At 60.8% G+C, this 20,490-nt stretch carries 16 protein-coding genes; 5 read left to right on the top strand and 11 right to left on the bottom strand.

Features of this window, described 5'->3' with window-relative positions; all coding sequences use genetic code 11:
* Positions 1–7 precede the first annotated feature (7 nt).
* Positions 8–856, bottom strand: a complete 849-nt coding sequence (locus IB238_RS23435; protein ID WP_192253023.1) for a PhzF family phenazine biosynthesis protein — start codon at positions 854–856, stop codon at positions 8–10.
* A gap of 44 nt (positions 857–900) precedes the next feature.
* The gene (locus tag IB238_RS23430) at positions 901–1,146 is read right to left on the bottom strand and encodes a DUF982 domain-containing protein (RefSeq protein ID WP_192253020.1); all 246 of its coding nucleotides are present in this window, start codon (positions 1,144–1,146) and stop codon (positions 901–903) included.
* Positions 1,147–1,571: 425 nt separating this feature from the next.
* Between IB238_RS23430 and IB238_RS23425 the strand changes: the two genes are divergently transcribed.
* On the top strand, positions 1,572–3,173 hold the full coding sequence (locus tag IB238_RS23425) for an ABC-F family ATP-binding cassette domain-containing protein (RefSeq protein WP_192253018.1): 1,602 nt from the start codon (positions 1,572–1,574) through the stop codon (positions 3,171–3,173).
* Between the two features lie 516 nt (positions 3,174–3,689).
* On the opposite strand, the gene IB238_RS23420 is transcribed toward IB238_RS23425, so the two are convergent.
* A complete protein-coding gene (locus IB238_RS23420) occupies positions 3,690–4,385 on the bottom strand; it encodes a hypothetical protein (RefSeq protein WP_192253015.1) in 696 nt (231 codons plus the stop codon).
* 850 nt (positions 4,386–5,235) lie between these two features.
* Between IB238_RS23420 and IB238_RS23415 the strand changes: the two genes are divergently transcribed.
* A complete protein-coding gene (locus IB238_RS23415; protein ID WP_348648293.1) occupies positions 5,236–5,466 on the top strand; it encodes a MucR family transcriptional regulator in 231 nt (76 codons plus the stop codon).
* Positions 5,467–5,719: 253 nt separating this feature from the next.
* Positions 5,720–6,130, top strand: a complete 411-nt coding sequence (locus IB238_RS23410) for a GNAT family N-acetyltransferase (RefSeq protein ID WP_210333695.1) — start codon at positions 5,720–5,722, stop codon at positions 6,128–6,130.
* Positions 6,131–7,235: 1,105 nt separating this feature from the next.
* Here IB238_RS23410 and IB238_RS23400 read toward each other — a convergent pair.
* Both IB238_RS23400 and IB238_RS23395 read right to left on the bottom strand, forming a co-directional pair.
* Positions 7,236–7,505, bottom strand: a complete 270-nt coding sequence (locus IB238_RS23400) for an autotransporter domain-containing protein (protein ID WP_348648292.1) — start codon at positions 7,503–7,505, stop codon at positions 7,236–7,238.
* On the bottom strand, positions 7,502–7,678 hold the full coding sequence (locus IB238_RS23395) for a hypothetical protein (RefSeq protein WP_192253006.1): 177 nt from the start codon (positions 7,676–7,678) through the stop codon (positions 7,502–7,504). Before IB238_RS23395 ends, IB238_RS23400 begins: the two co-directional genes overlap by 4 nt.
* A 101-nt stretch (positions 7,679–7,779) precedes the next feature.
* Between IB238_RS23395 and IB238_RS23390 the strand changes: the two genes are divergently transcribed.
* Both IB238_RS23390 and IB238_RS23385 read left to right on the top strand, forming a co-directional pair.
* The gene (locus IB238_RS23390) at positions 7,780–9,768 is read left to right on the top strand and encodes a cysteine peptidase family C39 domain-containing protein (RefSeq protein ID WP_192253003.1); all 1,989 of its coding nucleotides are present in this window, start codon (positions 7,780–7,782) and stop codon (positions 9,766–9,768) included.
* A complete protein-coding gene (locus tag IB238_RS23385; protein ID WP_192253000.1) occupies positions 9,765–11,459 on the top strand; it encodes an ATP-binding cassette domain-containing protein in 1,695 nt (564 codons plus the stop codon). The genes IB238_RS23390 and IB238_RS23385 overlap by 4 nt, the downstream gene beginning before the upstream one ends.
* On the opposite strand, the gene IB238_RS23380 is transcribed toward IB238_RS23385, so the two are convergent.
* From IB238_RS23380 to IB238_RS23355, 6 genes are all read right to left on the bottom strand, one after another.
* The gene (locus tag IB238_RS23380) at positions 11,414–12,265 is read right to left on the bottom strand and encodes a GNAT family N-acetyltransferase (protein ID WP_192252997.1); all 852 of its coding nucleotides are present in this window, start codon (positions 12,263–12,265) and stop codon (positions 11,414–11,416) included. The genes IB238_RS23385 and IB238_RS23380 overlap by 46 nt on opposite strands.
* A gap of 169 nt (positions 12,266–12,434) precedes the next feature.
* Positions 12,435–12,581, bottom strand: a complete 147-nt coding sequence (locus IB238_RS23375) for a hypothetical protein (protein ID WP_192252994.1) — start codon at positions 12,579–12,581, stop codon at positions 12,435–12,437.
* A 269-nt stretch (positions 12,582–12,850) separates the two neighbouring features.
* Positions 12,851–15,091, bottom strand: a complete 2,241-nt coding sequence (locus tag IB238_RS23370; protein ID WP_192252991.1) for an ATP-binding cassette domain-containing protein — start codon at positions 15,089–15,091, stop codon at positions 12,851–12,853.
* Positions 15,088–17,235: an NHLP family bacteriocin export ABC transporter peptidase/permease/ATPase subunit gene (locus IB238_RS23365; protein WP_192252988.1), complete on the bottom strand. Its 2,148-nt coding sequence runs from the start codon at positions 17,233–17,235 to the stop codon at positions 15,088–15,090. Before IB238_RS23365 ends, IB238_RS23370 begins: the two co-directional genes overlap by 4 nt.
* Position 17,236: 1 nt before the next feature.
* Positions 17,237–18,499 (bottom strand): NHLP bacteriocin system secretion protein, encoded by a 1,263-nt coding sequence (locus IB238_RS23360; protein WP_192252985.1) that lies wholly within the window; start codon positions 18,497–18,499, stop codon positions 17,237–17,239.
* A 113-nt stretch (positions 18,500–18,612) separates the two neighbouring features.
* Positions 18,613–19,404, bottom strand: a complete 792-nt coding sequence (locus IB238_RS23355) for a hypothetical protein (RefSeq protein ID WP_192252982.1) — start codon at positions 19,402–19,404, stop codon at positions 18,613–18,615.
* Positions 19,405–20,490: the final 1,086 nt, after the last annotated feature.

Genomic DNA, 20,490 nt, shown 5'->3' with positions numbered 1-20,490 from the left:
GAGCATTTTAAAAGGCTGCGACGCCCTCGATGCAAGTCGTAACGTCGCCACCGACCCAAATCTGATCTTCAACCAGTTCAACATAAACACGGCCTTCCCGTCCAAGGACGGTGCCTTGGCTGGCAATGTATGATGAAGGAGCGCTGCCGTTGCCAATCAACCATTGAGCGATGCCTGCATTTAAGCTGCCGGTTACCGGGTCTTCAAAACCGGCCGCGCTAAAGGCACGCACCTCGAAATCCGCTTCCCGCCCATCCTTTGTTGGATCCCAGGGGGCAACGACACCGACCCGTAGTCCGGACAGGACGGCGAAATCCGGGCGAAGCGCGAGGACGTCAACCCTGGAGCGCAGTAGGACAGCGAGCCAGCCAGGGCCATTGTCCACCCAGTTGGCGTCGACGATGTCATCAGAGGTCAACCGCAGGCCCTTGAGGACTCGCGTCAGTGTGTCGCGTTCCACCGGGCCTGATCGGCGCAGTTCGGGGGCTTCAAAGGAAAGTCGTCCATCGTTGCGCCGAATGTGAACCAGTCCTGCCTCGCACTCCTGGACAATCTCGCGCCTCTTTGGCCTTCCGCCGGACGACAGCCATGTGTGGCAGCTCCCCAAAGTGGGGTGGCCCGCGAAGGGCAACTCAGCAACAGGTGTAAAGATGCGAACGCGGTAGTCGGCATCTGCCAACCTCGGCTGTAGAAGGAAAGTCGTTTCGCTGAGGTTCGTCCAGCGCGCGAAGGCAGCCATCTCAGACGCGGTCAGAGAATCTGCTCCAATGACAACCGCCAACGGATTGCCTAGCAAAGCTTTGGAGGAAAAGACATCGACCTGCTGGAATGAAAATTTTGTGATTCCGTGTCTCATTATGATCTCCTGACGCTCTCATTGTATGCGCTGCAGCGGATAAGTTAGTCCTTGATTTCAATCTGGGCTTCGTGCGCCGCAGCAATGAACGCAAATCTTGCCTCCTCGGACGTCTTCTTGCCCTTGATCGCCGCCTCGATGACAAGAAGGGCCCGGTTCAGTTCTTCGCCATCGTCAATCGGCCAATCTTCAATGAGTGCCCATGAGGCTTCTTGAGTGTTGCTTATGGTCGTGAATTTTCCTGGCGCTTCCAGTGCCAGAGTCACGCCCTTGTTCCAGTTGTTGCTCACGGATTGGCCTCCAGGATACGATTTGGAAAACTGTTAGCATCGATCAACACATGATGAGAGGGTGTGGGAGTCAGTTTTCGGCGCAAAGTAGATGGGTACTGACGTCAGCTTGGGGGCGCGAAGGAGACGCCGGACTTGGCTTAGTGGTTGTGCCATCGCGGGAGCGAATAGCAACAGGCCCGCGTGTCAGTTGCTTTGGCAAGAGACTGGCAACAATTTTCGACTGCGAAACTCTGGCAATGTCCGACTTCGAACGATCCATGCGTTCGTCGGCTGCAATCGTCGCACTGCAGGCTGCTTTTGGGCCTTGAACGCGCGCCACTTACCGCTTAGTTAACCGATGTCCGCAGCATAAACAGGATGGTGACTCATGGACTTCAACCCGATTGCAAAGCCGCTTCATGTTGCTATTCGGGAATCTGTCTATGTCCGCTATTACGCTTGCAAATCTTTCGTGGTCCACGCCTGACGGAAGGCCGCTTTTCTCCAATCTGAATCTTAGCTTTGGCGTGGAACGCGTTGGCGTTGTCGGCCGTAACGGTGTTGGCAAGACGACACTGCTCAGGCTGATTATCGGCGAACTGGTAGCTTTCTCCGGGTCGGTCGGCGTCTCCGGCAACCTTGCCATACTGCGCCAGAGTGTCCATGTCGCGCCGGATGAGACCATCGCCGATCTGTTTGGCGTACGACAGTCCCTTGCATTGCTTGCGCGCGCGGAAGCGGGCGAGGCCACCGTCAACGAACTCGCCAGTGCCGACTGGACGCTTGATGCCCGCGTCGGCGAGGCGCTGGCCCGCGCTGGACTCCAAGCGCATGCCGAAACGTCACTCACCACGCTTTCAGGCGGTCAGCGCACACGCGCTGGACTCGCGGCGTTGATCTTCGCAGAACCTGACTTTCTGATTTTGGACGAACCCACCAACCATTTGGACCGCGACGGCAGGCAGGCTGTGATCGATCTTCTTGCCGGTTGGCGCGGCGGAGCCATCATCGTTAGCCATGACCGAGAGCTACTTGAGACTGTTGACGCGATCGTTGAGATCACACCACTTGGTGCGATCCGCTACGGCGGCAACTGGAGTCGGTACCGCGAACGCAAGTCGCAGGACCTCGCCGCCATCGAGCGCGATCTCGCTGACGCTGAAAAGCGTCTGGTGGAAGTCAAACGGACGGCACAGACAACCATCGAACGCAAGGCGCGCCAGGACGCTGGCGGCAAGCGGAAAGCCTCGAAGGCCGATATGCCGCGAATCGTTGCCGGCGGACTGAAACGGCGTGCGGAAAACACGAGCGGTTCGAATACCCGGCTCGCCGACAGGCTGCGAACCAAGGCGGCCGATGATGTGTTGGCGGCACGCGAAAGGATCGAGATACTACAGCCACTTTCGGTGACGCTTCCACCAACCGGCCTGCCGACGTCAAAGCTCGTTCTGCGGGTCGACGGCGTTACTGCCGGCTATCATGCCGAAAGACCGATTCTTCGCGATCTCTCCTTTGAGATGGTCGGGCCGGAACGGGTCGCTGTCACTGGGCCGAATGGCTCGGGGAAGACGACACTTTTGTCGCTAATCTCGGGTGGATTACGGTCGTTCGCAGGCACTGTGCGGGTGCCGGTCAAAATGGCGATGCTCGACCAGCGAGTGAGCGTGCTTAATCCGGCTCTCTCAATCAGAGACAATTTCCACCTTCTCGATCCGGAGGCGGATGAGAACAAATGTCGGGCAGCGCTTGCCCGGTTCATGTTTCGAGCCGACGCGGCTTACCAAATGGTTGGCACGCTTTCCGGCGGACAGATGTTGCGAGCCGGTCTCGCCTGTATTCTTGGTTGTTCTCACCCACCGTCGCTTCTTGTCTTGGATGAGCCGACGAACAATCTGGACATGGACTCAATCGCCGCTGTCGAGGCGGGATTGCGTGCATATGACGGGGCATTGTTGGTGGTAAGCCACGATGAGGAGTTCCTCAAAGCGATCGGCGTGACGCGTCGGCTGGAGCTTGATCGGTTTGTTGCCGTAGGTCTCTGGTGAGCTATTCGCCGGGAGGAGTTGGCGAGGCAGTCGAGCGCCTTGCGGGCGAGTGGCGACGACCGCTCTTGGCCCTCAGCGGACCGTCAACTTTCAGGAAATCGCAAAGGCGACCTGAATGACGCCGTTGAGCGCAGTGTCGCGATTGCCTGCAACTGGCCCACGCCCCAACTACCAAATCCCTGCTCTTGACGGATTCGAACCTTCCGCCGGTACACAGGGTTAACGAGCCTCTCAGTTTTTCATTCTTTTCGCTTCCTTAGCAGGGGTGAACTGCATCAAACTCCAACGGCAGCCCAATCTTTCCAGCCGCATCATTTCATCAAGGTGACAGGGCGCCGGCTGAATGTCCGCGGCCGACCGGCCGTGGCCGAAGTAGCGAAAAACAGTTCACTTTCAGGTACGTCCCCGGTACTCGGGCTCCAATGCGGAAATAGACCTCGCCCAGTTCCACCGCGTGATGTTGTGAAATTCTAGCAGGGCGTTGTCGCGCCTTTCATAAGCCCTAACGTGTCGTTGTCAGGGAACTGACGCCTTGGCGGAGGGTACAAAGCGCTCGCGGCTCGATAGGTCCATATTCAGCTGCCAGACGAATACCTGATACTTCGCCGAGCTTGACTTCTGGTCTTCATTTACTTGCTGAGGGTAGGCATAGGGCGATTTGAGATGAAGCGAGCAAGGGAATTCAACCTCCGGATATTCATCAAAACGCCTTTGAAGGCTCTCACCCAAGACGTGGACGGCGCCTTTCACTTGGATTTTCCCGGCTTTGCCGAATGGCAGGAATGAAGCAGCTCTTTGCCCATCACTCCACTTATATGTCGAAATCTTCGTGATCATGGACCGCTCCCCTGCCAGCACGAAGAATGCTTCTGCATTGTCAGCTCTGGCAACCAGTTCGAGCCGAAGCAGATCCCACAATATCGCTTGTCGCGAAATATTTGCGTGATTAGTCCACTTCGTTTCCACGACCGCCAGAGCCTTTGGAAACCCCGTCACAGCTGCAAAGTCCACACGCGGATACGACCCTCCAGCACCTTTCAGTGAGGGGTGCTTGTGTTCAGCCGTGACGCCACATTTGTACTTATATTGCAACGCTTGCGAAACAGGTGTTGTCAGATATCGTTCGGAGAACATCCCACCACGCCCGAGCGCGTACTCGTAATGGAGAAAAGATCCGACCGCTTGCGCGATTAATTTTGTAGTGGAAAGCATTATTTTACAGTCCAGTTCCCGGTCTCCGTGGACGCGTGTTCAGTATAGTTCCGCCCTACATCCTTCGGCATCCAACTCCTTCGAATGCCAAACGATCTATCAACAGCTGATTTCCCATGCGTTAAAGCGACGAGACGATTTTCTTGTGAGGAACAAAGCTCATCTGAGAGGCCGCCGCGGAACCATGCGTCCAAACGCAGCTACAAGTCGCGCTACTCGCGCCCTACCATTTCGACTCCGGTTAAGTGCAACGACGGCCGGCATGGCACAATTACTGTGACACGTGCACCGAGCGGTCGCACCGGAGCTGGCGTACGGTTGCCTTTGGTACAGACTCCACGACGGTCGTCGCCAACACTTCGCAGCCAGCACAAGGCGCAGACGCTGGCACTACGCCCTCATATCTGGCTGGATCGTTCCCTCTAGCTCCCTCCTACAGCTCTTATTCTTCATCGCAGGTCTACACCGGGAATTGCCCAACGCCCGAGAGCATCGATGCTGCCGGCTATTTCCACTGGGGTGGAGATCTACAAACCTACTGGTCAATATGTGGGTTACACTCAAAACGGAACTGAAATGACCCTGAGAGGGTGGGGCCGAAAAATACATCGGCCGCAAGCTGATTGGCTCCGATGCGGGAATAATTTAGGTGGGTCTGAACAAGTGAGTCCGAACTAGCTTGTGAGGTTGCAGCGGGCCACATAGAGTTGGCCCGACTGACCGCAGAGGTGGTTTCCGGAACCTGGCCCGCTGATCAGTGACGTGCATGGCGCCTTCCGCGGCCTCGGTGATGCCGCCAAGACACAGGCTCCCGAGGTCGTTTAAGCCGGCGGTTTCGATCAAGACGTCGGTGCCTGCCAGCGAACTCGTTTACCTGGACTGCGGCAAGCGCTTCAAATCGCTGAAGCGCCATCTACAAAACAATCTCGGTTTCAGCCCTGACGACTACCGCGCACGCTGGGACCTTTCAGCATATCCGATGGTCGCGCCCGACTACGCCGAAACCCGATCGTCGTTGGCAAAGCAGATGGGCCTTGGGCAAAAGGGTACGAGAGCCAGAAAAACAGCCAAAGCAAAGTGATGTAGCGATGTAGCGCTCGGGCCGCCCAAAGGAATGGCAGCCGGCCGAGAGCTCGTTCCACACCTGCGTTGCAGCGGTCCGCTGTTGGTGTAGCACCTGGACGAGGTGGTCGTCATGATCCGCGGAAAAGGGCCTGACGGAATCCTTTACTAGCAACTAAGTTGCTAGTTGTTGAGGACCAAACAGTATTTTAAGGTGGCGTTGTTTCCCGCATCGAGCCCTGGCAGTTACATTCATGATAATTCGCTTATCCATGCCGTTTGATCTGCCAGCCCTTCGCGAACTGTTTCTGCAGTCGCGACAGTCGGCGTTCAATTGGGAACTGGCATCGACGCGTACCCTCTTTGATTATGACAGCCAGACCGACGGCGAATGGCAGTTGGTGGCTCTCGATGGCCAACGCCTGATCGGATTCATTTCGGTTTGGGAGCCAGACGACTTCATCCATCATCTACACGTTCATCCGCAGTTCGTACGCCGAGGTATCGGACGGATGCTCCTTCATGCGCTGCCCGGTTGGTATACCAAACCTTACCGGTTGAAGTGTGTTTCCCTCAATGAGGCTGCTCTGGCATTTTACCGTGACAATGGCTTTAGACCCATCGGAAGGGGTGTCGCAGAGGATCACGAATATGTGGTGCTTGAATCTAGCCGGGGTTCATAGGGTTTCCTCCATCCCGCAAATGCTCCCCCTAAGCAGACCCGGCGCTATCGCGCCGGAACCTTTTATTGCGGCCTCTAGAGGCTCTCCACAACCTAATCAATCAGACCAGAAGCGCTGAAACGTTGTTCGACGAATGCTGTGCACTATTCACCTGGTGCATATGCGCCTATGGACGCACCCAAATAATGATGGCCTCATTTCTATCGTCGTGCATGGCAGGCATCGAGTGCCTGGGCGACGCCGTTGCGCTTGAAGCCGCTCCCGAAGAGATTGATACGATCATCGTGGCGGGGGGCAGCGAAGATGGGCTACGAAGAGCTATCTACGAGACCAATCTGATCAAATGGCTGAAGCTTCGCTCTTCAAGCACACGCCGGTTGGCCAGCGTATGCACGGGAGCCTTCGCACTTGCTGCGGGGGGCTTTCTTGATGGCAAACGCGCGACAACTCATTGGAATTCAGTTGGCTTACTACAAGAACTGCGGCCACAGATCAAAATCGAGCCAGATGCGATCATTGTGGCTGAGCATCCAGTCTACACCCTGCCGGGATTACGGCGGGGATTGAACTATGCCTGGCACTTGTGGAAGCCGACTGCGGCGCGCAAACGGCGCGCTCAGTCTCGCGCCACTTGGTGCTGTTCATGCGCAGGCCGGGAGGGCAAACCCAGTTCAGCCCAGGTCTCGCAACATAGGTGACGGCGACGCCACGCCTGCGCAGCCTGGTCAACGAAATCCTCGAAGACCCGACTGCCAAAACCTTAGCGTAGGATTCCGCCCCTCACTGGCGTTGGTCGAGCAGCAGGCCGAAGGGCAGGCAAGTGTGCCGGTTGCGGCATCGCCGGCAGCGGACTGCAGTTCGAGCGCGAGCACGCGCTGCCATCCTGCCGGGCTTGCTGTTGGGAGACTACACACAGCTTTGTGTCGTTGACGTCGCGCAGGCGACGCCTCAGTCCTAATAGGTCTCCCGCAACGAGGATGCGCCACCCGGCAGGGCAGCACCCGCCTCGGCCAAGGCCGGGGCCGCGGGCAGGACAGCCCCGGTGATCATCATCGCGGCGAGGGCGAGGTAGCGGCCGAGCGTCATGGGTGAACGGAGCCCATGCTCAGAACCTCACTGCGAGGTTTGCCTTGAACCCGCTATCGCGAGCGTCGGCGGCGAACTGGCCGGTATAGGACAGGCCGAAGGTGGCGTCCGGCGTCAGGCTGAGGTCAAGACCCGCCTCGATCACCGCATTGTTTTTGGCGATCGGTACGCCGGCAATGGTGAAGACGTCACCGGCCGAGAACGCCTGGCTGGCCGTCGGCGTGGTGTCGCCGAAGGCATGAGAGCACGAAATGGACGAAAGGGGTGGCAGGATTGCCGGAAGGGTCACGCCGCCAAAAGGACAAGACTTGCCGCGATCAATATTAGGCCGGCAACGAGCGGCGTACGCGCATTGGCGCGCATGGCTACGATTTCATCCAGTTGCTCACCCTCGGCCAAGCGATCGAGTGCCTCCTTGCGGTAACGGACTGAGCCGCTCTGGCCGTTTGTTTCATTGCCCACAATATTGGACCTAAAGTTTGTTGATCTGCGAACGCTCCCCGGTGTCTATGCGCAGGGAGTTTCCAATTCGCCGCTACGCTCGCCGGCCAAAAGAGTCAAGCATGGCATTCAACCAAATCTGGCGGCATCTGGGGCCGTCCTACAAGCGTTTCACACAGATGAGCGGTGATGGTTTCGTCGCAACACCGCAGCGCCTACAAGGTATGGCGGCGGAATGTGGTGCCGTAGCCCTTGCCATGCTCATGGCGCACTATGGCCGGGACATCCCACTCGATGTCCTTCGGCGCCGAATCTGCTCCCCGCTGGCGGGGTCGACGTTGCGGCACCTCCGTGATGCGGCACGAGAGGAAGGCTTCTCCGCGACAGCCCGGCGGCTCGACCTCGACGGCTTGGCCACTGTACCGCTCCCCGCAATCGTGCATCTGCGCTTCCTCCATTTCGCAGTGCTCGAGGCCGTCTCCCCGGCGAGGGTTCGCCTCAACGATCCCGCCGAAGGAGTGGTCGAGTTGGATATGCGTGAATTTTCGCGCCAGTTCACCGGCATCGTCCTCACCATCGTATCAAAAGAGCCGAGCGAAGCCGAGCGGAGGCGCCTGATCCAATGGGGAAATGCGCGCTGGGGTCCTGCCTGTCTTCCTGCAACGCTCCTTGCGGCTAGCGCAGTCGCTACCCCGCTGGCGCTGACGACAGGACAGATCGGCTTGACGCTTATTTCAATCCTGCTTTTGCTTGCCGGGGACGGCCTAGTCATGCGGGGAACCCGCCTTGCCGCCCGCAGCAGTGCCGAAAGACATGCTGCATGCCTCGAAGAACAAGTGAAGCGCTGGCCCGCCCAGGACATGGTTCTTTCAGGGCGGTACCGACTCGATGCGATGTTGTCCGCAATTGTACCTCTCACCGACCCGCTCCTGCAGCGAAACGTCATATTCCTGCCCGCGCTTGCCGCCTGTCTGGCGTTTCCGCCGTTCCTTGCGGGGCTTTTTGGCCTTGCACAAAGCCTGCTGCTGCTTGTGGCATGCAGCTTGTTCATCGCTACATCCAGCGGGCGGGGACAACGACACGCCCAGAGAAGTGATTTGGAGGCCGAGCCCGGCCTTCTTCCGGCAATGCTGTTTGCGCCTGTTGCTCGTTGGCGCCTTGGGGCCGGCCCGCAGACGATGTTCGTCCGTCTCTCCGGCCTGACAACACAGTCGGTAAAGCCCATCTTTGCCGCCGTGGAGGAAAACCAACGCCGTACACTTCTTTTTTTGATTACGATTGCGGCCAGTCTTGCGCCAGCCTTCGCCGCGAGCGGCGACAGGACTCTGGCCATGCTGTGGTGCGGGCTCATGGCCGTCTTCCTATGCTTCCGCCTCGTTGATGGGTTGGCAAGCAAGCGCGCGGCCGAGACCAGCTACGCTCGTCTTTCCGACACTCCTGCGGATGGTTTGCTTGTTGAGTCGGCCGTTGAGCGGACGGCGGACGGGCTCCACGCCCTCGAATTTCGCGGCGTAAGCTGGCGGCCGTTCGAGCGGTCCGAGAATGTACTTGGGCCTGTCAGCTTCCTATTGCCCGCTGGCGGATTGCTTGCGGTGGAAGGCCGCTCCGGCAGCGGCCACAGCCTGCTGTGCCGCTTGAGCACCGGGCTCCTCACGCCATCCGAAGGTCAGGTTTTGGTGAACGGTCACCAATGTTGCGGGCCGCAAGCGGGAATCGTTCTTCTCGACGGCGAGGAACCGATGCCGCGGGGCAGCGTGCGACGTTTCCTGGCCGCCGGAAGCGACGCGGAGAAGAACAAAATACTCGACCTGGTGGAACTGGCTGGAGCGCTTGGGCCGCGCGGGGGGCTTGACCTCTATCTTGCCGCCGGTGCGCCGGAGCTCAGCGGCGGCCAGAGGGCACGGCTGCATCTCGCGCGCGCCCTCCTTGCCCAGCCCCGTCTTCTCGTCATCGACAGGATGCTCGATTCGGTCGAGGCGGAGCTTGCCGAGCGCATTCTTGTGCGCTTGCGCAAATCCGGCCTGACATTGGTGGTCTCGTCTTTGCGCCACCTGTCAGTTGAGCTGGCCAGCCATCGTTTGGCGCTTGGTTCAGCGGAAGACTTGCCATGAGCAGGCGCTATTGGCGACGACGCATCCGACCGCTGGCAGGACATTGGCGCGGCGAGGACATTGGCCCAGTTCTGACCGGCGAGACCGAGGAAGACGAGCGTATCGTCCGACCCGGAACGGCGGCGTATCGCCGGCTGGCGGAAACAGCGAGCGGGGACCTCAAACTTTATGCCTTTGCCGAACGGGGACAGGCTTTGCGGGTTTCCCCGCCGTGGCTGGCCATGCTCATGCAGGCCGGTTGGCTGGCACCGGGCGGTGCCCTTTGGCTTTGGCAGGCGGAAGCCTCAAACTGGGTCGACTTGCTTCGACCCGTTCTCTTCGCCGTTGGACTTTTATTTCTCGCCTATGCCGGTCAAACGGCTGCCCTGCGCGGCCTGCGCGATGCCCGCATGGCGGTACGCCACCGGTCATGGGACAGGCTTCTTTCTTCGCCGGGAGACCGTCGCGCCCATGCGGATAGGCGGGAAAGCCGTGCCATTCACGCAAAAATGGCACGTTTCTGTGCACGGATGGAATTGCAGGCTTGGCTTCCGACGGGCCTGTCCGCACTCCTTGCGCTTTCCCTCACAGCCGGGGCGGCCGGCACGGTTGCGCCGTTGCTCGCCGCAGCGGTTTTCGCTGTCGCCGCCGCGATTTGCGACGGGCTCGGCATGGCGCATGGCCTGCGAATGCATGAGCGGGCGGAAGCGGCGTTGCGACGGACCGGCTCGCTCAAATATGCCCCATGGTCCATCGGATACGGCCAACTTAGCGAGCGGCTGCAAGAGGCGCGAAATTTTCTGGCGGACCGGATACGCCGCCTGCACCGGCAATCCGCATTCGACGATTTTGCCCGCAGCATCGACCTTGCGGGACTGACCCTGACACCGCTTGCCGCCTATGCCGCAACATCGGCGAACGCCTCCCCTGTGGCGGCACTGTTCGCCCTTGCCCTCGGCAAGGCTGCGATATCTGGGGCAAGGGCGGCCCTGCGCTTGCGAAGGGTCAAGCCGCCGCTTGCGCGCCAAACCAGCACCGGCGCTGCGGCTGAACCTTCGCCCTTCGTCAGCCTGGAGGCAAGAGCCGTCGGCCACGCCCACGGCACCGGCGCGCCCCTGTTTCAACCCGTCTCCTTTTGGCTGAGGCCTGGAGAGGTTCTGGCGCTCACGGGTCCGTCGGGGATCGGCAAATCCACACTGATGCGCCTTTTGATGGGGCTGGAGCAGCCGCGAGCGGGCCACCTGCTACTGAACGGCACGCCTCTCGACGGCACGCACGCGAAAGCTTGGCGCGCATCCGCCGCCTGCGTCATGCAAGACGAGCGCGATGAGCCCGGCACGATTTCCGCTGTGATCGGCGCAGGACTTGCCGACATGTCGTCGAACGCCATCGAGGCAGCGACACAGGTCGCCTGCGTGCATGAGGAGATCTCGGCCCTGCCGATGGGCTATCTTACCTTGATGATCGAAGGCGCGATGCCGCGCGCACTCAGCGCTCGCATCGCCATCGCGCGCTGCTTCGCTGCCCGCCCCAGGATCCTTTTCTTGGACGAAACGCTATCCTGCCTCGACACCGACACGGCCGCGCGGATTCTCGCCAATGCGCGCGCCCAAGATGTCGCCGTCGTCATCGTTTCACATCGGCCGGACGTTCTGGCGCTGGCCGATCATACCGTCGCGCTCGGCGCCCCAGTGGGAGTGAAGGTGGAGTAGAGGTGGCGATCGTGAAAATCGGCGAACTCCTCAGCATACCGATCCAGGAAGGCAGCCATACCGGGATGATCCGGCCCTGTATTGTAGCGCCAGCGCCCAGTCGGGCCAAAGGCGGCATGGTGCCGGCGGCAAACCTCCACAAGAAGGGGCATCAATGCCCCCGCGCTGGCTGAGAGGCCCCTGTTGTATAGGCTGTAGAACCAAACCTCGCTCGGCGCGCTGTCTTGTACCACAATCCAGCCGTCAAGGTGCGTGTTGCGGTACATGAGCAGCGAGAGTTGCTGATTGACGTTTTCGAGCGGGTCGAAGGGACGCCAGCGGGCCGGGACGCCCTCGGCTTCGAGAAGCCTGTCGATCTCGGTCCGCTCGGCAGCGCTCACGGCGCCGAATTCGCGAAACTCAATGCCCGGACGGATGGTCATGCGCTCCATGCGGCGGCTGTCGGACCAGATTTTCGTCTGCTGGGCATTGGCGGAAATGCGGACGCAATCAAGTGCCGGTATGCTCCAGCCAAGCGACGCGAGGAGCCTGGAAAAGGGTTCCGCACCCGGCAGGCTGTCCGACCAGAAAGCCGCCAGTTTGCCAGCTCCGGCAAAGCGATAGGTTTCCTGCGCCTGTCGCAGGAGTGCGCGCGCCACGCCTCTTCTGCGCCACACCGAAGCAGTAAAGATCGACAGGAGCCGCCTGCCGCCCTCTTCACTCTCACGCCACAGCGCCAGTCCGCACAGTTCCGTTCCCTGAGACGCGACAAAAATGTCGTGGCCCGGCGCACCGTCCAGCAACGACCGGTAGGCCGGGAATGTCATTCGCTGCGCCTCAGCGCCGGCGATAGAATTTCGTCTCTCGACGGTAAATGAATGAGTATTCGGGGCAAGCATTCCCGTTTTCCCCATTTTCTTGGACCGGTATCCGCAACCTTTGTCGCGGATACCCGCAGGTTCACCATCCGGCCTTTAGAAGAGGCCGGATGATTTTTTAACGGCCGAAGCCCGAACCCTTGACGATTTCCTTGATGTTCGGACGCGCCGGATAACCGCCCGAAACCATATCGAGTGCGGCATCGGGAAGCTCGTCGTTGACGACGGTCTTGACGTCCTGGCTCTTGATCTTCTTGTCGCTCATGTCTGTTCCTTTCGGCCCTGATCGTGCAGGGCGGTTGGTTGCGAACCGTCGGTTCCGGGACCGGCCGGTCCTTTTTCATTCGGCGCCAATGCCAGAGAAAAAAGCGCGCAGTTATCCCTCCGTCGATCAAACGAGACTCATTCTCGCCAGCGATCGCCGTAAAATTGCGGTTCAAAACCTGCGGTGTCTGCTTTTCCTCTGGACAGAGGAGGTAAAATTCTCCCGGCCCCTGTTCAAGAATATTCGTTGAAGCTCCCAGATTTGGCCTGTCACGGAGCGGCCAATACCTCTACGCCGGCAAGGTCCTGGAAGCAGCTACCGGCGCGGGCGAGTTCGTTGAAGGTCCCGATCTCGACCACCCTGCCCCGATCGAGCACGATGATGCAGTCGGCCTGGCGAATGGTGGACAGGCGATGGGCGATGACAATGCGTGTCGCGTTCAAACTGGCCAGCGTTTCGGCCAGCCTGGCCTGCGTGCAATTGTCGAGCGCACTGGTTGCTTCGTCGAGCAGGAGGATTTTCGGCCTATTTATCAAGGCTCGAGCAATGAGGATACGCTGGCGCTGACCGCCGGAAAGCGTGCTGCCGCCATCGGCCAGAATGGTATGCAGGCCCATCGGCATGGCAGCCAGATCCTCCTCCAAGCCGGCAAGTCGGGCAGCGCCCAAAGCCTCTTGCGGTCCACAGCCGGAGGCACCGACAATATTGTCGTAGATCGAACCTGCCGACAGCATGCCGTTCTGCAGTACTACGCCCGTCTGGCGGCGGATGAAGCCGGGCTCCAAGCCATGGGCGGGAATGCCGTCGAAGAGGATTTCGCCGCTTTCCAACGCCTCGAAACCAAGCAACAGCCGCAGCAGCGTCGACTTTCCACTGCCGGATGAGCCGACGATCGCCACGAACTGCCCGCGGCCCGCTTTGAAGCTCACGTCCTGCAAGATCGGCGGGCCATCCGCATTATAGCGGAAGCTGACATTGCGGAAGGCGATATCGCCTTCAAGACCAAGGCTGTGCTGGGCGGGACGTATGCCTTCCTCCGGCTTCGCCTCGAGCACCGGCCGGGTGCGTTCGACCAAGGGCGCGACCGCCATAAGGCCGGAGATAGCGCCGATGGCGGCACGCAGGGCAGCAGTCAACTGGCCGAACGCCGTCGCGAAGCCCGCGAAGGCCGCGACTGTCAACGCCGTCGCCGCATCGTCGCTGTCCGCCGGGGTCGCAAGCGCGTCCAGCACCGCTTGCTTTTCATCGGCATCGGCCAGCCATATCACCCCAGCGTAGATCAATAGCAAGCAAAGCCAGGGCATCGAAACCTGCAACACGCTCTGCCACGCCCGGTAGAGCCTTGCACGCATGAAGGCCCGCCGCTGCCGGGCGCTCTTCCATGCCCATTGGGTGAGCGCGCGTTTTTCGGCATCGGCCCCACGCAGTCGCACAATGCCGAACAGCAATTGCAGAACGAAACCCTGCACCACGCCACGCGCCGCGACCTGTCGACGCTCCTCCAGAAGCTGCTGCCAGGAGAGTACCATCGAGACCAGCGCAAGCAGGCTTGCAGCCGAAACGCCGATCAGCGCCAGACGCCAGTCGATAAGGAACAGAACCAAGGCGCTGACCAGGATGCCGAGCACGCCGAATAGGCCGGAAAGCATGCTGGCAGTAACCATCTGCCGCGCCTCCTGCAGGCTCAGCACGCGCTCGGCGAGGTCGCCGGTGGTGAACCGTTTGAAGAACCCGACGGGAAGGCGCAGAAGCCGGTGGAAAACGGCGGCCTGCAGGGTCGCGTCCAGGCGGGACTCGATGCGCGCCACCGCGAAGGTTCGAACCAGATCGAAGGCCGTTTGCCCGAATGCGATCGCCACGAGGCCGATCAGGATCTGCCAGAGATTGGCCCGGTCGCCCGACGGGATCACGTGCTCGAACAGCAGGGTCGCCGCGACAGGCAGCCCCAACACCGCAAGGCTCGCCAGAACAGCCATCGCCACCATCCGCAGCAAGTCCATGCTCGCGCCGCGAAGACCGAAGCGCAGAAGGCCGCCAAGCGTTGCGGGCGCATCGGGCAGCACGGGGTAGATCTGGATCGCGGCGGAACGGACCCGCGCTGCGATGCGCTCCTTCGCCCGAGAGGATGTGCCGCCGGCAACAATTCTCCAGCCACCCTGCGCGGCGGGAACCAGCGCGGCCGGCGTGCCATCCTCCAGTTCGGCCAGCATTGGCAATCCGTCATGGCGCCACCAATCCACCGCAAGCTCCACCGGGCGAAAGGCGATGCCCGCCCGCCGCAGCAAAGCCGGCACATCACCCGCGGGATCCTGGACCGCCAGATCCCGCAACGTGTCCGCAGACATCGGATGCCCGGCCGCCTTCATGGCCGTAGCTATCGCCGCGACCAGAGGCGTGCTCGCCGCTCCGCTACCGCTGCCTTCGCCAGCGAAAAGCTCGGACAGCGCCAGCTTCAGGCCGGCATCGGCAAGATTTTCGTGCTGCGTGGTTGGCGACGGCCGCAGCGTCATGGCGCATTCTCCCGCAACAGGGTGGCATATTCACCCTCGAGCGCAAGGAGCTCCGCATGGTTGCCGCGCTCGACGACCCGCCCGGCCTTCATGACGATGATTTCGTCGCAATCACGAACAGTCGCGATGCGATGGGCGATGACGATACAGGAACATCCCCGCTGGCGCAGGCTCTCGCCGATCTTCTTCTCCGTGGCCGTATCCAACGCCGAGGTCGCCTCGTCGAGGATGAGTATCTGCGGATTGCCCGCAAGAGCCCGGGCAATTTCGAGGCGCTGCCGTTGCCCGCCGCTGAAGTTGCCGCCGTTCTCGTCGACCGCCGCAAACAGCCGCCCTTTGCGCGAAAGGATGTCGTCCAGCACCGCCGCATCGGCCAGCGCCTGCGTGATCGTTCCGTCGGATACCCCGCCGTTCCAGAGGGTTAGATTGTCGTGAACCGTTCCTTCAAACAGGAAGATGTCCTGATCAACATAGCCGCACAGCGCCGCGCGCCGTGCGGCGGGAATGGCCAGGAGATCGACGCCACCAAGCGTGAGCGAACCGCCCCACGGCTCCAGAAGCCCGGCAAGCAGACGGCCCGCGGTGGTCTTGCCGCTGCCAGAGCCGCCAACAATCGCGATCCGCGCCCCCGGCCTCAGTACCAGCGAGAGACCTTCTATCAGTGGTGGATCCAGCGGGCTGTAGCCGAAGCTCAGGTCTTCTGCTTCAATCACGCAATCCTTCGGAACGCGCGCGTCGGCTGCTACCGCAAGCGCCGGGGCCCGCATTACGTCGTCAGCTCGCTCCAGATCCGCACGGACCTGCTGGATCTGTCCTGCTAGCGCCAGCAAGCCGGCGATCGGAGCAGAAAAGCTCATGGCCAGGGCCTGGAACGCAATCAGCGTGCCGGGCGTCGCTGCCCCGTCCATGACGCGGAGTCCGCCCACGCCGAGGACAAGAGCACCGGCCAGCGCCTGCATCAGCGCGGGAACGGCCGCCAGCACGGCGTCGATATGACCCTGATCGCTGCGCAGGCCGAGGAGCCGCGCCTGATGTCCGGCCCAGCGTCGGAAGGCTTCGCTTTCGAGACCGGAAGCCTTCACCGTTTCCAAGCTGCGAATAGGACCGATGGTGGCCGCCACCAGCTTACCGGCTGCTGCCACCTGCTGACGGGCATTGATTCCCTGCCGCCGGATGGCTTCACGCAGCACCAGCGCATAGACGCTCTGAATGGCGATGAGCAGTGCCGCCAACACCGGATCGAGGGCGAGCATGATCGCCGCGTAGGCCACAATGCTTGCGAGGTTGAAGACATGCGTCGCCAGTTCCCCGGAAAGCAGGTTCGCGAGCCGCTCGTTGGCGTCGAGCCGGCTGGCAAGCTCCCCCGCATGACGCTGCGTGTAGAAGCTGATCGGCAAGCGCAGCATGTGCCAAAGCTGCCGGGTCGTCGGCAGGAAGGCGAGCCGCGTTTCCAGCTTCATCAGAAGGAATTGCTGGAACAGAGTGACAGCGGCCTGGAACAGGATAACGCTGAAGAGCAGCAGGCAGAACGGCAAGAACCAGTCCTTTTGTGCGCCGATCAGAATGTCGTCGATGAAGCTTCGGGAAAGAACCGGCAACACGACGCCCGGCACGACGAGAAAAAGTGAGGCCGCCAGAATGGAGAACAGGGCCGGTCGCGTTCCTCTCAACCGCTCACCGAGCGACGACAGCGGCGACATCCTCTTTCCACCGGGGCAAAACCGCTCGCCCTTCCGGAATGTCAGCGCGACGCCGGTAAAGCTTCCAGCAAGTTCCCGCATCGATATCGTCCGCCGCCCCTCGGCCGGATCGACGATCGTGGCGACCCCACCTGCAATGCGCTCCAGAACGACAAAATGATTGAACTCCCAGTGCAGGATGGCTGGTCCCTCGATATCGCGTAGCTCCTCGGGCTCAGCGCGCAGACCCCGCGCTTCCAGCCCGGCCCAGCGTGCGGCACGCAACAGGTTGCTGGCCTTGGTGCCGTCGCGTGAAACGCCCGCCCGAATGCGCAATTCGTCGAGGCCTATATGCCGGCCGTGCCAGGCCAGCACCATGGCGAGGCAAGCGACGCCGCATTCGGCGTGCTCGATCTGCAAAATCGTCGGGACCGGTCGTCTCGACGCCGGGAGCAAGCGACCCATATCAGGTCCCCGTCAACGTGCGCAGGAACGGCAGGAGAAAATCGATGGGCGCGCGTTCCTCGATCGTCACCTTGCCCGTGCCGATTGCCCCCTGCCCCGGCGGCTCGTCCGGGCCATGGCCGCCGCGCCAGAGGTAGCCTCCGGGCGTGTCTGGATCTGCCGTCAGTTCGACAACCGCAACGAAGGGCATTCCCTTTGCCGAAAAGCGCGAAACCAATCCGTCGTTGCGCAACGTTGCAAACATGCCCTCGCGGGTTGCCGGAAAGTCCGAAACGGAAACGACAGTGCCCTCAAGCGTGCCCCATTGCTCGCGTGGCAGACCGGCGATCTCGATATTGACCGGCATTCCCTGCCGCACGCGCTTACCGCTGGCGGGCGGCAGGTAGAGTTGCATCTGAAGAGAGCCCTTGCCCGTGGCGACGCTCGCAACAGGCGTCCCGGCCGCCACCAGCGTTCCCGAAGGGGCCTTCCATTCGATCAGCCGGCCTGCGGAGGGAGAGACCACCTTACCGAAAACATCCAGCTTCTGGCGTAGCTGGTCGCGGTCGGCCGTCTCGCGCAACAAGTCCTGCCGCAGATCCTGCAATCGCCGCAACCTTTCGGCACCTGCCGTGATCAACGTGGCGTCGAGTTCAAGAAGGGCAGCGCGCGTCGAGGACAAGGCTTGATTGGCTTCTTCCACCTCTTCGCGGGTCTGCTGCAGGTTCGTGGTCGTGACGGCCCCCGCACTCGCCAGCTTCTCCTGCCGGGCAAGTTGGGCGAGGTAGGTATCGCGCCGCCGGACAGAATCCGCCATCTTCTCCCGATAGGCGGCACGGAGAGCTTCAGCGTTCGCCTTTCGCGCGGCAAGTACCCGATCCTCATTCTCCTCCACCGCTTTCAGGTTCTCCCGCAAACGCTCCACCCGCTGCGTCGCTGCCTCAAAACTCAGGCGCACATCCGGCTGGTCAATACGAGCGAGCACCGCGTCGGCTGCAACGGCTTCGCCGACGCGGCTTACAGTCGTCACAAGCGTCCCGGACACCAGCGCCGCAGCGTCGATGACCTGTCCACCCGCCAACAGCAGGATGCCCTGACCCTCGACGCGAGCGGGAATACGCCCGACAAAGCCCCACACTGCGAACAGGAGGCAAAGCAGAAGCATGGCAAAAAGTCCGACCCGACTGGCCGCGGTGTTGATACGCACCGCCTCTTCCAACCGCTCAGGCGAAAAATTCTGCTCCAGCGCTTCCTTGCGGAAAAGCCCCTCATCCAGTGCACTCATCCACCCTGCTCCGAGACAATGTTCCCCACGCGATTAAAGCAGTCGAGTGCGCGGGCGAAGATGCACCCGTCACATTCAAGGACCAAATCTGGGAGCATTCATCCTCTCTTCCGTTACGGGCCGGTCGGCTGCGGCCTCCGCTCTCTTGCACAGCCTCCCTGAGATCGCCCGCCCGAACCTGCAGACGGCACCGTTGCGAAAGAGAAATAAAACGCCTCGTCGAGGGCCGAGAACTTTTGCGCCTGCCACCACAGATAGTCGTCGAGGAAGTGTCGGGAGAGCCAAAGGACCTTGTGCCCGCGGCGCCCTTCCCAGCCGAGGCACGATTCCTCCTGCGCCCGCTTGAACATCCGTTTGATGTTGGTGGCGGAAATCCCATACTGCATCGCAAGCGAATGGACATTGACGGGACCGACGACCACTCTGCCGTCTACGGCCGTAAAGTCCGCGATCTCGAACATGAACTCGTGAATAATCATCCCGCCGAATTCCGAAGCAAGGAAATGGCCGATACTGTCAGGCGGATAACGCCAAATGGGATTGGCGATCAGCGCTGCGGCCGCGCGTGGCTGCGCAGTGCGGAAGATCAGCGGATTTTCCCCGCAGGCAGCGACTCGGTTGCCGCCATCCATACGGTCCAGCCCACTCATGTGCCCCATGAACCAGCCCCGCATGGCCGCGTCGCTTGCCGGTGTTGTCCCAAGGCTTCGTATCCGCCTGTCATGTCGCGAAGGAATTTCCTGCAGGAACTTGTAGGCGAGCAACTCCTTGAGAAAGGCATCCGCCGTGTTCCGGCTCGCAACTCCGATCGAGGTGACGGCCTCGATAAAGCGGCTCGCATGAAGCCCGACGGCATCATTGCCTGTCGCCCGCCGCATGCACAGGGCGTACATGGCTTGCGTCATGAACCACTTTCGGTGAGAAGCCTTAAGGCGCGCCAACCGGGGCGTTTCCCGATGAATTTTGATGAGGTGGGCGGCAAGTTGTCTGTCGACGGCGGGGAAATCCGGATGGTGGAAAACTGCTTCCGCGGTCATCCAACCGGAACTGGACGCGATGGACAGTGCATCCTTGTCTAACAACTCAGCCATAGGAACATCTAAGGTAATGGATTATAATATCAAAATATGATGCCGTTTCCACGATAGAGTTTATATGTTAATTAATTATTCTCCGCAGTTGGAGAATGAGATTTTTCGCTCCGCGGCTACGCAGAGTCGTGCTGTTGAAGGGATTCGAACCGCAGACCACCGCGGTGAATAGCTGTGTCCCTACCAGTTTCTATTTTCGTTGCTCGCCTGCACCGGCAGTTCCCCTCGATCCATTATGCGACTTTCGAAGACCAAAACCAGAACATCCATGCGAGAGAACACGGATTTGCGCCGGTTTGGGGCCGGCAGCGGACTGACTGCTTTCGGTTGCGCGTTAGAGAAAGTGGACGTCCCGCCGTCAATCAAGCGACTGACTTTCGATCGGTAGGTCCAGGCTTCGAATCCCTGCGCGCTCACCAAAAACACCATAAAAATCCCACCCTTTTACTGACGATTTTCGCTGTTTGCGGTTTGGGTAGGTTTCCCCGGCTCCCATGCCCGGCCCCACACCGGGTCGCCCGACGCTGAATACCCTCCGGCGTCGGGCGCCGGCACCCCCTCATAATGTCGTGGCCTGAGGGAGGGCTTCCCCTTTACCGGATGTATACGCTTCAGGAGCACCGTGGATGAAAGCGCGACGAGTAATGCGTTCGCGCTTCCTCCCAAGGCAACTAGCCCACTCCGGCGGGCTTCCTTTTGCCGGAATTTCGTGCGGCAGAACCCCTATGGATGGCCGGTGCCGACTTCTTCAAATGTCGTCGAAACTACCTATCTTTCACCGGACTAGCTATGGCAGCGTCGGAAGCGGCCAATGTCTCGCAGTGGAATCATCTGCAGCGCTTTGACGGCACTCGCGTTGGTCGGGTTGTTTTGCGGTGTTGGCAACGTACGCGCCGAAGA

The organism is Rhizobium sp. ARZ01 (assembly GCF_014851675.1).
Lineage (GTDB): Bacteria > Pseudomonadota > Alphaproteobacteria > Rhizobiales > Rhizobiaceae > Mycoplana.
Note: the sequence above shows the minus strand (reverse complement) of the source record. Positions and strands in the feature narration are given on the sequence as shown.